The sequence below is a fragment of the Pseudomonas sp. DF11 genome, from assembly GCF_058148565.1.
The window spans coordinates 32,302-46,941 of record NZ_JBYVYN010000011.1 but is presented as its reverse complement, the minus strand read 5'-3'; the positions used below and the strand labels follow the sequence as shown (position 1 = coordinate 46,941).

General features: G+C 59.9%; 1 protein-coding gene. It reads left to right on the top strand.

Annotated features, from left to right (window positions below; translation table 11 throughout):
* The first annotated feature begins 24 nt into the window (after positions 1–24).
* A complete protein-coding gene (locus AC30D9_RS25770) occupies positions 25–14,640 on the top strand; it encodes a two-partner secretion domain-containing protein (protein ID WP_490145126.1) in 14,616 nt (4,871 codons plus the stop codon).

Genomic DNA, 14,640 nt, shown 5'->3' with positions numbered 1-14,640 from the left:
ATTCTGCTGCAACGAGACCTGAACATGGACGATCGCCAATACACTTTCCTGGCCCGCCAACCCTCCGCTGCCCTGCAACCCCGCGAGCAGTTCTGGGGCATGCCCAAGCGCGGCCTGGCGTTCCTGTTGGCCAACGTCATGTTCTGGCAACCGATGTGGGCCCAGGCCGACGGTATCGTAGTCAGTGCGCCGGGCACCGGCCTCGACCGGGCAGGCAACGGCGTGCCCATCGTCAATATCGCCAGGCCCAATGGCAACGGTCTGTCTCACAACCAGTTCACGGATTACAACGTCGGCAGCAACGGCGTGATCCTCAACAACGCCACCGCCCGCACCCAGTCCACGCAACTGGGCGGGATCATCCTCGGCAACCCGAACCTCAACGGCGTGGCCGCCTCCACCATCCTCAACGAAGTCAACGGTGGCAACCCCAGCCAGCTGCGTGGCTACACCGAAGTGGCGGGGCAATCGGCGCGGGTGATTGTTGCCAACCCCTACGGCATCACCTGTAACGGCTGCGGTTTTATCAACAGCCCGAAAGTGACCTTGAGCACCGGCAAACCGATCGTGGAAAACGGCCGGCTGGAGCGTTATCAAGTCGACCAGGGCAGCGTCGCCATCGAAGGCGCGGGCCTCAACGCCAACAACGTCGACCACTTCGAAATCATCACCCGCAGCGCGAAGATCAACGCCGAGATCCAGGCGAAAAACCTGACCATCGTGACTGGGCGCAACGACGTCAACGCCGACACCCTGAATGCCACCGCCCGCGCTGACGACGGCGGTGCCAAACCACAACTGGCCATCGACTCCTCGGCCCTGGGCGGCATGTACGCGGGCGCCATCAAACTGGTGGGCACCGAGGCCGGCGTCGGGGTGAAGCTGGACGGCAAGCTGATCGCCAGTGGTGGTGACATCCAGCTCGACGCCAACGGCCGCCTGAGCCTGGCCGAGACCTCGGCCAGCGGCGCCATCAACGTCAAGGCCGCCAGCCTTGACGCCCAGGGCGCGGTCTACGCCGGCACCACCTTGAGCGCCCAGACCCAGGGCAACCTGAACAACCAGAAAACCCTCGCGGCGCGGGACAGCATCACCCTGAACGCGGGTGGGCAACTGACCAACAACGGCATCATCGAAGCCGGGGTCAAGGCTGATAACACCCGTAACGCAACCGGTGATGTGAGCCTGACGGCGCAGAACCTCGGCAACAGCGGCAGCGTTATTGCCAGCCGCAACCTGACGGCCAATGTCGCACAGACGTTGAGCAACCAGGGCGGGACCTTGAGCGCTGGACAAACCGGCACGGTAAAAGCCGCGACCCTGGACAATCAGAACAAGGGACGGGTGTTGAGCAGCGGCACCCTGGATGTCACCGCCGATAAGCTCATCAACGGTCAGGGCCTGGTCAGCAGCAATGGCAACCTCACGGCCAATGTCGGGCAACTGAACAACAGTAGCGGCGAACTCAACAGCTTGAGTAATGTCACGTTGCGCGTCGCTTCTCTCGATAACGTGGCGGGTTTGGTGGCGGCGGGGCAGATGCTCGACATCAACGCCAGTGGCAAGGTGAACAACCGGGGCGGGCGTCTCACCGCCACCCGGAATGCTCAGTTGGCAGTGGCCTCCCTGGATAACACCACGGGCCTGGTGGCCGCTGGGCAAGGGCTGGGCATCAACGCCAGCGGCCAAGTGAACAACCAGAGTGGACGTCTCACTGCAACGAAGAGCGCCCAGTTCAATGCCGGATCGCTGGATAACACGGCAGGACGCTTGCTCAGTGACGGCGCGCTCACCGCAAGCATCTCGGCGCAGTTGCTCAACCAGGCCGGGTTGCTGTCATCGGCCGGCCTGCTGAGCCTCAACGCGGTGAGTCTGGACAACCGGCAGAGCGGCGTCGTCACCACAACCCAGGCCGCCAGCCTCAGCGTAGGCATGCTGGATAACCGAGGCGGCGAAGTGTCGAGCCAGGGTGTCCTGGCGCTGACCGGCACCGAACTGGACAACAGCAACAGCGGCAAAGTGATTGCCTATGGCGACCTGCGCCTGACGCTCGAACGCCTGATCAACCAGAGTAGAGGATTGGTCTCCACTCGTACCGCCTTGACTATCAACGCGGGCCAAGTGGATAACCGCCAGGGCTCGCTGTATGCCCGACAAGGCTTGAACCTGGACCTGCGTGGCCAACTGCTCAACGCCCAGGGCAGCGTGAAAAGTGATACCATGGCCAGCCTCAAAGCGGCCGAGATGGACAACGACGCCGGTCAGCTATCCAGCATCGGCGCGCTGGCCATCGACAGCGCCGCCACCCTGAGCAACCTGGGCGGCAGCTTGATCAGCAGTGACACGCTGCTATTGAAGGCCGGCCAGGTGAATAACACCGGCGGTCGCATCGCCAGCGCTAAAGCCTTGGATGCCAGCGTCAGCGGTCTGGATCAACAGAACGGTCAATTGGTCAGCAACACCAGTCTTTCCCTCGACCTCAACCACGGGCAGTTGAACAACCAGGGCGGATTGATCAATGCCCCGGGCCGTCTGCTGCTGAAGAACCTCGCAGCAGTGAACAACCGCGATGGCGAGATCTCCAGCGACCAGGCCTTCAGCCTGAACGCCACGAGCCTGGACAACAGTGCCGGTTCGATTGCCAGCAAGCAAAGCCTCAACCTGGTCGTTGCCCAGGCCTTGAACAACACCAAAGGCCTGATCTCGGCCAATGGCCTTGAGGTACGCGCTGCCAGCCTGGACAACAGCGGCGCCACCCTGGGCAGCGATGCCGACCTGACCGTGAATGTCGACGGGACCCTGACCAACCTCAATGGCGAAATTTCCAGCGCGGGCCTGACCCGGCTCAACGCGATGGCCCTGAATAACGGTAACGGCCAAGTCCTGGGCGACAACGCCTTGAACATTACTCTCGGCGGCGCGCTGGATAACCGCCAGGGTGTGCTGGGTTCAGGCAAGGTTGTGGATATCCAGGCGGCCAGTCTGAACAACAGCAATGGCGGGCAAGTGATCAGCGACGGCACCCTGACCGCGCGTATTCGCGGCCTTCTGGATAATCAGGGCCTGGGCGAAGTGGCGGCCAAAGGCGCGCTCGACCTGCAAACCGGCGCCCTCGACAACCGTGGCGGTCGCCTGTCCGGCAATGACCTGCTGACGTTGCACAGCGATTCCCTCGACAACCGGGGCGGGAATATCCGTGCCGACAAGACGCTGCAATTGACGGTTGATCAGTTGGACAACCGTAGCAACGGCATCATCGCCGGCAAGGCTGGCATCAATTTCGAAGGTTCGCGGCTGGATAACAGCGGCGGCCTGCTGACAAGCGCAGGTCCGCTCACCTTGAAGGCCGGCGAAGTGCAGAACGGTCTCGGGCGCATCTCCAGCCAAACCGACCTCACCGCCGTCATCGATACCCTGCAACAACAGGGTGGTGCGCTGGTGGCCCAAGGCAATCTGAGCCTGACCGGCAGCACACTGGATAACCGCAACGGCGGTTTGCTCGGCACCACAAAAGCGCTGGATTTGCAGGTCGGGCAGATCGATAACCGGGCGGGTGAGCTGTCCGCGGGGCTTGGCGTGAAGGTTGGCGGTCAACGGCTGGACAACAGCGTTGGCGGCAAACTCATTGCCGGCACCGATCTGGAAATGAAAGTCGCTCAAGTCATCAACCAGAGCAAAGGGTTGATCCACGCTCAAGGCCGCGTGGCGCTCAGCGGCAGCACGCTGGACAACACCGATGGCGCGCTCGCTAGCCTCAACAGCCTGGTGATCACCCTCGATAACGCGCTGTTGAACAGCAAAGGCTTGATCAGCAGCGAAGGTGAACTGAGCGTCAACGCAGGCAGCGTCGATAACTCCGCTGGCAACCTGGGTAGCGCCGACGCGTTGTCGATCGTGAGCAGTGGCGGGCTGAGCAACCAGGGTGGCTCCATCAGCACCGATGCCGCCCTGACCCTCAAAAGCGCCAGCCTGGACAACAGCCAGAAGGGCCTGATTTCGGGCAACGCCGCAACCCAAATCACCACCGGTGCTTTCGACAATAGCCAGGGCGGGCGCCTGACTTCAGGCAGTACGCTCAAGCTCAACGCCACGCAGGTAAATAACGCCGCCGGCCGCATCGCCAGCAGCCAAGCCTTGACCGCCTCGGTCACCGGGCTGGATCAACAGCAAGGGGAACTGTTCAGCAACACCTCCCTGAGCCTGGACATGAACCAGGGCCAACTGAACAACCAGGCTGGTCTGATCAACGCCTCGGGTGCGTTGCTGCTGAGCAACCTCAAGGACGTCAACAACCAGAACGGTGAAATCTCCAGCCAGCAAGCCTTCACGCTGGCGGCGCAAAACCTCGATAACAGCGGCGGTAAATTGCTGAGCAACCAAGGCCTGGTGCTGAGAACCGCCCAGGCCCTGAACAATGCCCGGGGTATCATTTCCGCAGCGTCGTTGGACAGCCGCAGCACCAGCCTGGACAACAGCGATGGCCTGATCAGCAGCCGTGCTCAACTCGACCTGAACGTGCAAACCCTGTTCGACAACCAGCGCGGCTCGCTGATTGCCGATGGTGCGCTGCTGTTGACGGCTGATCGCCTGGACAACCGCGCCGCAAGCATCGCCGGCAAGGCCGGGCTCGACGTCACCGTCACCACCTTGGATAACCGCCAAGGCACGCTGATCAGCACCACTGACTTGACCTTGAAAGCGTCCAGCCTCGACAACCGTCAGGCCGGTCTGATCGGCGCGACAAAAGCGCTGGATCTCGATGTTGACGATCTCGACAACCGAGGCGGTGAGCTGACGGGCAATGCCGACGTCACGCTGGCCGGCCAGAACCTCGACAACAGCGATGGCGGCCAGGTGTTCGCCGGGCAAGCGCTGAAACTGACCGTGGATACACTGCTCAACCGCAGCAAAGGCCTGCTCAGTGCCAAGACGCAGCTGAGCCTCGATGGCGGTTCCCTGGACAACAGCGGCGGTTACCTGGTCAGCCAGCAAAACCAGCGCATCAGCCTGAGCCGCGACCTGAATAACACCCAAGGCCAGCTCAGCAGCGAAGGTATGCTGAATGTTCGCGCGGCCAACCTGACCAACACCGGCGGTAGCCTGTCCAGCGCGGCGGACCTCACCGTGCAAAGCCTGGGGCGTCTCGACAATCAGGGCGGCGAGCTGGTCACCGACGGCGCGTTGCTGCTCACCAGTGCGGCGCTGGACAACCGTCAGCAGGGCAACCTCAGCGGCAAAGGCGCGGTGAGTGTCACCACCGGTGCTTTTGACAACAGCCAGAACGGTCGCCTCAACAGCGGCGCCACGCTGAACCTCCAGGCCACCCAAGTCACCAACCAGGACGGCGGACGCATCGGCAGCCAAGGCGCGTTGACCGCATCGGTTTCCGGCCTGGATCAACAGGGCGGTCAACTGTTCAGCAACACCTCCCTGAGCCTGGACATGAACAACGGCCAGCTCAACAACCAGGGCGGCTTGATCAACGCCCCTGGCACGTTGCTGCTGAACAACCTCAACGGCGTGAACAACCAGGGTGGTGAAATCTCCAGCGTCCAAGCCTTCACCCTGACGGCTGAAAACCTCAACAACGATGGCGGCCGGCTGCTCAGCAACCAGGGCCTGACCCTGCGCATTGCCCAGGCGCTGAACAACGTCAAAGGCCTGATCGGCGCGGCCAGCATCGACGCGCGGGCGCAAAGCCTGAACAACAACGGCGGCACCCTCACCAGTCGCGCTAACCTCGACCTGACGACAGTTGGGCAACTGGATAACCAGGCTCAAGGCCTGATCAGCGCCGCGCAACGGCTGACACTCAACAGCGGCGAGCTGAACAACCAGGGCGGCAGCGTGCTGGCGGGCGGCGCGTTGGTCCTCAATGCCATGGCCCTGAACAACAGCGCCAACGGCCTGATCAATGCCCAGGAGAACCTCACCCTTGGCGCCGATTCGCTGGACTCCAGCAACGGCGGTGAAGTGTCGGCCAAGGGCGACATGAACCTGACCCTGGCGGCACTCACCCAAAACGGCGGTCGCCTGCTGGGCGAGAAAGCCCTCACGCTGAACCTCGGCGGCCATGACCTGAGCAACCGCAATGGCCTGATCACCGCCAAAGGTCCGCTGACCCTCAATGGCTTGCGTGACCTGAACAACCAGGGCGGTGAAGTTTCCAGCAGCCAGAGCTTCACCCTGGCCGGGCGCACCCTCGACAACACGGGCGGCAAGCTGATCAGCAGCCAGAGCCTGGGCCTTAACGGCGGCACGTTGGTCAACCAGAACGGCTTGATCTCCGGCTGGCAAGGGCTTCAGGTCAACGGCACCAGCCTCGACAACCGCAACAGCGGCACGCTTTCCAGCCGCAATGGTGACGTCGGCGTCACCCTCGGCGGAGCGCTGCTCAACAGCGGTGCCGGAGCCTTGGTCGGCCAGAACAAACTGACCGTCAGCGCCGCCAGCCTGGACAACACTGGCGGCATTCTGTCCAGCGGCAGCGACCAGACCCTGACCGTCACTGGCGGTTCGCTGAACAACGCCCAAGGCGGCCTGATCGACAGCGGCGCCCTCCTGGTCATGAACGCCATGACCCTGGGCAACGCTGGCGGCACCGTCAACGCGCAAAAAGCCGTGAGCTTCACCGGCACCTCCCTGGACAACAGCGGCGGCAACCTGATCGGCAACGCCGCCGTGACCCTGGACCTGCTCGGCGCCCTGACCAACACCAACGGCAAGATCGCCAGCGTCGGCCCGCTGCGGGTCGAGCGCGCCACGCAAATCAACAACCAGGGCGGCCAACTCGCCAGCCAAGGTCTGTTGACCTTGCTCACCGGCGGCCTGGACAACCGCAATCGCGGCACTGTCGCGGCCAATGATCTGTTGGTCTTGAACACAACCGGCGCCGTGCAGAACGACGCCGATGGCCTGATCTACAGCCAGAACGGTGGCGTGCAAATCGATGCGGCCAGTCTTGGCAACGGTAAGGGGGTGGTGCAAAGCCAGGGTGATCTGACGCTCACCGTAAGTGGCGATGTCGACAACCAAAGCGGCCGCCTCCAAGCCAAGGCCGGCGACGTGACCGTAACGGGCCGCCATTTCGATAACCGTGGCGGCGTCCTTGCCAGCCTGCAAGGTTTGCTCACCACGCAACTGACCGGCGTGCTGAAAAACGGCTACGACCTGAACAACAACCGCCAGGGCGGCATCACCCAGGCCCAGCGCCTGAGCCTGACCGCACGGGGCGGAGTCGATAACTACGGCGGACGCATTTCCGCACAGACCGGCGACGCCACCGTCATCACCGGCAACTTCGACAACCGCAACGGTGGGTTGTACGCCAAGGGCAAGGTCAACGTCACCGGCGCCAATTTCGATAACAGTGGTGATAACGATGGTCAGATTGCAGGTAGTCAGATCGACCTGAACCTGAGCGGCGCTTTGAACAACCGCCTGGGCATCATCGAAAGCGACAGTACCTTGGCGATCAAAGCCGCCAGCCTGGATAACCAGACCGGTCAGTTGCGTGCCTTGGGCAGCAGTGGCAAGACCAACTTCCAGATTGGTGGGCTGTTCGACAACCGCAACGGCACCCTGGAAACCGCCAACACCGACCTGACCCTCAATGCCACAAGCTTCCAGAACTTGGGCGGTAGCTTGTTGCATGTAGGCAGCGGCACCTTTGACATCTCCACAGCCAACATCACCAATGCCGGTGGCAGCCTCGTCACGCGCGGCGGGCTGACGCTGACTGCCGATAGCTGGACCAATAGCAGCGTGATCCAGGCGGGGCGACTGACTGTCAACGTCAACAACTTGAGCCAGACCAGCACTGGGCAATTGCTGGCATCCAGCAGTCTGGTGGGCAGTGGGGGGAACTGGAGCAACGAGGGGCTGATTGCCAGTGATGGTACGGCCAGCCTTACGCTGAGCGGCAGTTATAGCGGTAATGGGCGCTATAGCAGCCGGGGTGACCTGGCACTCACGGCGGCCTCGATGAACCTGGGCAGTGCGGGCAGTCTTGCCAGCGGCGGGACCTCCACGATCGATGTCAGAGGGCAACTCAACAACTATGGTCGGATGACTTCCGCTTCTGGAATGAACGTCGATGCCGGCTCAATCAATAACTTCGGAACCCTGGGCAGCAGCGGCAACCTTCGGTTGGTTACGTCCAGCCTGCTGAACCAGAATGGCTTGGTCTTCAGCGGCGGTGACATGGCGCTGCGCGTCAACACCTTCACCAACCGTTATGCCGATGTCTATGGCATTGGCAACGTCAGCATCAGCCGCGATGACAATAATGGCTGGAGTGCTTCGATTGCCAACATCTCGGCCTCGATTGAGAGCGGTGGTGACTTGACCTTGGCTGCTGATCGTATCGAGAACCGTAAGGATGTGTTCGAGGCTACGGGTGGGTTCGTATCAGGTGCTATCGGGGTTCAGTGTTACTCGTGTTCTTCGTTTGATGGCTTTCAACCGCACTTTCCCGGGTACCTGGTTTGGGTTGAGAACTACCGCTCACAAATCGTTCAGGACTCCGCATCCGCCAGTATGGCCGCAGGTCGAAATTTTATGGGCAACGGTCGAGAGCTGCTCAACAACGCCTCGACCATCAGCGCAGGTAACGACCTGACGTTGAATCTGCAGAGCTTCACCAACCAGGGCGCGGCGGTGGGCGATTACACCGTGCGGCGCTCTCTCTCGGCCCCTGAGGATTTGTCTCGGTGGCGACAAATCATGGATTACAACGCCGCCAATGACCTTTCCTATGACTCGGGAGCTGCTGGGTATCGGGATGGTGATTTTATCAGCCCAAATTTGCATGTATGGAACAGCCAGGGCATCGAGTCCATTTCCCGCGTAGGAGGACGCCTCGCTGGGGGCGAAGCGATGCGTTACTTCAACTTTGGCGGAATATGGGCAGAGTTTGATGGTGGGCATTACAGTTTTACCCCTGCACATTACAGCGACGGCGTGCGCACCGACGCTCCCGCTTTCGTCAAGAATGGTGCCTTCTTCGAAAACACCATCACCTACGATGGCCCTTCGACCTTCGCGAGTGCCGTTGTACAGGCTGGCGGAACGGTGCATATCAATGCAACTCAGAACCTTACCAACAGTGTCGTTCGCGAAGGCGTCACTCTAAATGGCGGTGCCTCCAAAGTCGGCGCCACCCAACTCGGCGGTCAGGTAACGCCGTCAGTCATACAGATCAATGGCCAGCTTCCCCCCAATCTCGCCCAACAACAAGTCAACCCACTGACCCTGCCGGGCTTCAGCTTACCCACCGGGCAAAACGGCCTGTTTCGCTTGAGTGGTCAAGGTGGATCGGCCCAGCAAGTGACCCAGGCCAACACCGGGCCACAAAGCTGGAGCATGAGCAGCGCCTCGATCAGCACGGCCCAGCGTCAGCAGGATTTGCCGAATACCCAGGCGCGTAGCGTGCAGATCGGTGCGAGCGTCCCAGTAGCTTCCAGCGACCGACAACTGACCGCGACCACTCGTCAAACCACCGACAGCGATGTCAGCGCCAGTGCCCTCAATGTCAGTGCGCCCATCGAAAGCGGCCACTCAACGCCAATGCCGGCCCACAACAGCGGCGCTGTCATCGTCACCCAAGTGGGTGCCGTCAATGTCGATGGCGCCAGCCCGACCCCAACCACCAACCTCGTCCCGCTGGCGGGGAATGTGGTCACCACGCCTACGGCCAGTCAGACCGTCACGCGGGTTCAGGGCTTGCCGGACACCTCGTTCAAAACCAACCCACAGAAATACCTGATCGAAACCAACCCGGTGCTGACCGAACTCAAGTCGTTCATGAGCTCGGACTACCTGTTGGAAAAGCTCGGCTACGACCCGGATGTCAGTGCCAAGCGGCTAGGCGATGGTTTCTATGAGCAGAAGATGATCCAGGAAGCTGTCGTCGCCCGCACCGGCCAGCGCTTCATCGACGGCCAGACCTCCAACGAGGACATGTTCAAGTACCTGATGAACAACGCCATCGCCAGCAAGCAAGAGCTCGGCTTGTCGATGGGCGTGACGCTGACCTCAGCGCAAGTCGCGGCGCTGACCCACGATATTGTCTGGCTTGAAGAGCACGTGGTGAATGGCGAGAAAGTCTTGGTGCCGGTGTTGTATATGGCTCAGGTCAACAATCGGCTGGCGCCTAATGGGGCGTTGATTCAGGGGGCGGATGTCACCTTGATTGCCGGTCAGGATCTGAAAAACTCCGGTACTTTGCGTGCGACTAATAACCTCAGTGCCAAGGCTACCAACGATTTGGTGAACAGTGGTTTGGTCGAAGCGGGGGGCAGGCTGGATTTGTTGGCGGGTAATAACATCGTTAACAAGGCAGGAGGTGTCATTTCTGGACGTGATGTGAGCTTGGTCACCACGGCGGGTGATGTGGTCAATGAACGCACCATTACTGCAACAGGCGACAACACGCATCTGCATCGAGAGTACGTCGACAGTGCCGCGCGTATCGAGGCTGCTAATGATTTGAGTATCAAAACCGGCCGGGACTTCATCAGTAACGGCGGCGTATTGGTGAGTGGGCGAGACACTAGCATCAACGCTGGACGTGACGTCAGTATCGCAACGGCGGAGCAGCGCAACAGCTCAACTCTCGGAAAGCAGACCTCCAGCATCACTCAATACGGCTCCACGCTTGATGCCGGCCGGGACCTGACTATAAGCGCAGGTCGAGACCTCGCCGCAATTGCCAGTCAGATCGATGCCAAACGCGACGTCAGCATGAGTGCCAAAGATGATTTGACACTGGCTTCGGCTGCGGATGAACAGCACTCCCTTAGTAGAAGCAAACGGGTCACTACACAGGAAGACCACGTCAGACAGGTGTCCACTGTTGTGACAGCCGGTGGGAATGTGACGCTGAATGCAGGGAAGGATTTGGGGCTGATTGCCAGTCGGGTGAGTGCGGGGGATGAGGCTTATCTGGTAGCGGGTGCGAACCTGGTGCTGCAATCGGCTGAGGATTCGGATTACAGCTTCTATAGCAAGACCAAGAAGTCGTCGTCAGGGAAGAAATTCCAACTCGACGAAGCCAGCTCTGTCACCAATGTCGCCAGCTCGGTCACATCCGGAGGCAACAACGTGCTGACCGCTGGCAATGATCTGATGATCAAAGGCAGCAACGTAATCTCCGAAAAAGGCGGCGTAGGCCTCAATGCCGGCAATGATGTGGAAATTGTCGCCGTTACCGACTCCGAGAGCGCTCGCCACGAACGCAGCAAGAGCAAAAGCAGTTGGGGCGGTTTGAAGTCGAGCAAAGTCCAGGACAAGTTGGCCGAAACTCTGACAACCGCTGTCGGCAGCATGATCTCGGGTGACACCATCGCCGTCATCGCCAAACGCGATGCCACCGTCACCGGCTCGGCATTGGTCAGCACCAACGATCTGGCAGTACGTGCGGGACGTGACCTGACCATCGACGCGGCAGAGAACACTTTCTCCCGTACCCAAATGCACAAGGAGAAGAATCGGGACCTGACGGGCGTATTGACGGGCAACAACCTGGGCCTCGACGACATCACTGGCAACCAGCATCTGTCGATCAGTAACCAGAAACACAACGGCACGGCATCACAAACCACTCTGACCGGCAGCACCATCGGCTCCAGCAAAGGCAATGTCAGTCTTGTTGCCGGCGGGGACCTCAATGTCATCGCCAGCGATCTGGTCAGCACCAAGGACATGAGCCTTCGCGGCTCGAACGTCACCATCGCTGCGGGCATGGAAACAGCGGCGCAAAGCACCGTCGATAAATCCAACAGCTTGGCCGTGGGACGCGTCGTCGGTGGTGCGATCATCGACACGGTCAACACCATTCGCTCGTCGGTCGAAGCCGCGAAGGACGCCGATGACCCTCGGCTCAAAGCCGTGAAACTGGCCCAGGCGGCGCTGGCGGCCTACAACCTCGGCGGGATGGCATCGGACGCCAATGATCAGAAAACCGGCTTCGCCGACAAGCAGGGCGGCACCGCCAGTAATGGTTCGTTGATCAAAATTGGCACCGAGCTGGCTAATACCCACAGCAAAAGTACCAGCGACTACGCCAGCCAAACCGCCAAGCAGAGCACGCTCAACGCAGGCACCACTTTATCCATCATTGCCAATGGCAACGCGGCGCAAAACGATGGTGATTTACATGTCATCGGCAGCAGCATCAAAGCGGCCAACACGTCGTTGCTTGCCAGCAACGACATCATTCTGGAAAGTGCGCAGAACACCGCTGACTGGTCCAACCGCAACAGCAACAACAAAACCGCTATCGGTGCCAGCTTCAACATCGGCCAGCAAAACGGCTTCACCCTGGACCTCGGTGCCCAGCTTGCAAAAGGCATGGGTAACGGCAGTTCCGTCACGCAGGTCAACACGACGGTCGATACCGGTTCGCTGCTGTTGCGTAGCGGCGGCGACACCACGCTGGCGGGTGCTCAGGTTCATGCTGATGAAATCAACGCGCTGATCGACGGCAACCTCAACATCATTTCCCGTCAGGACACCCAGGACCAGAAAAGCAAGCAAAGCAGCGGCGGTTTCGGCGCAAGCATTTGCGTTCCACCGTTCTGCTACGGCACGACCGTAGCGGCCTCAGCCAACTTGGCTGCCGGCAAGATGAATAGCGAATACAAAGGCGTCACCGAGCAAACCGGCCTGTTCGCAGGTACCGGTGGCTACACCGTTGATGTCGGTAAGACCACTACCCTTGAAGGCGGTGTGATTGCCAGCGACGCCTCGGCGGATAAAAACACGCTGATCACCGACCGACTCATCGCGCGCGACATCAAGAACGTCAGTGAAATCGAGGCTCAGTCCGCAGGTATCAGCATCTCGGGCAGTTACGATGGTGCTGGGGCGAGCGCCTCGGTGGGTGGTTTGTACGGCATTGCTCTAAGTGAATCCGACAAGAGCCACACACGTAGCGCGGTGAGCGACGGCACGATCATCGTTCGCAACCCGGAGGGCGCCAAGGATGTTGTCGGGTTGAACCGCGATACAGCCAATGCCAACGAGAAGCTCGACAAGCCTGATGAAGACGCCATGAATGAGCGCATCGAGCTGGTGAAGAGTTCGGTGGAGTTGGTGAAAGGAGTCAGCAGCGTGGTTGCTGCGGAGAGAATCAAGGAGGCTCAAGATCCAAATAGCGAGGCCTACCAGGTTGCGCGTGAAAAGTTGAACGACAGCGGTGTAGCTGACCCGACGCCCGAGCAAATCAGTCAACAGGTTCAGCGTGATTACGGAACAGGCAGTAGTTTTCAAAAGGCCAGCCAGGCGGTCGCTGGGATTGTCCAAGGCATCCTGACTGGAGACATTGGAGCTATCGTGGGAGGAGGGGCAGCTCCTTACCTGGCTCAAGCCGTTAAACAGCTGACGGAAGGAGACGACACCGCCAACCTGATGGCACATGCCGTGCTCGGTGCTGTTTTGGCAAAAGCGCAGGGAGGCTCGGCGCTGGCCGGTGCTGCAGGCGCCACTGCGGGTGAGCTGATCGCCCGTCAGCTCTACCCAGGCAAGTCCAGTGATCAGATGACGGACGCGGAAAAGCAAACCGTCGCAGCCCTGTCGACTTTGGCCGGTGGGTTATCCGGTGCGCTTGCTGGAGGCGGTGCCTTTGACGCTGCGTTGGGGGCTGGAACGGCGAAAAATGCCGTTGAGAACAATCATCTGAGCGATATAGAAAGGATCTCGCTTGCGGGGCTCCAGAAAGAGTATGACGCGTCGTGCAAAGGCTCTACGTCAAGTCATTGCCAGGGCCTGTCTGATGACATTGCAGCGCTTATTGCCAAAGGCTTTAGCGTTCTCAAGAACGAGCCGATAGCAGAAGATGGCGACTTCACGCGTGCTTTTGTTTGGACAACTAACCCTGGAGATGTGGTCTCCTGCGCCACTTCGCCCAATGGCTATTGCGTGGCTACCGATAAATCGATCACAACGGATCGAGGTGAGGAGTGGATCCTACAACCGGCGTCGTTTGAGCAGGCGACGGAAGGAAAAGTAAGAAGCGGTCTGAATGAAGCAACCACAAAAGCTCAGCTTCAGGGGCTTTCTAATGAGCTGTTCTTGGCTGGTTGTGGCGGGGCTGGTCTGGTTGGGATAGGGTGCCAAGGCTACATGGCTGCGGATGGTGAGAATCCTATCACGGGGGAAGTGGCCAGCAATACCGAACGGTTCATGTGGGGGCTTCAGGGGCTGCTGAATGCGTGGGGGGGGAGTACGATATTCAGTGGAGTTGCGAAGAGAGTCCCGGTCTTAGGTTCGCTAGAAGACGCCGCTTTTGCACAAATACCGGCTAAATCAACCAAAGAGTTTAGTAAGGAAGGTCAGGAGATTTATTCGAAAGCTGCGGGTCGCGATATAATAACGGTTGACGATCTCACTGAGGCTTTGAAGCAGGGGGTAATAAAACCTAGCCAAGTGCCCCTTGATTACGTTGTGATTGATGGTCAAAGGATTATTGCGAATACGAGGAGCTCCACTGCACTTATAAACGCCGGGGTGCCTAAAAGCCAATGGTATGGGAGAGATAAAACTGGCGTGAAAGCTTATGGTGATGTGAGCTTTGATGAGTTGGTGCTAAATCAGCTTAATAAAAATTATGGTGGTTCAGTTCAGAATGCTAGGAGATAA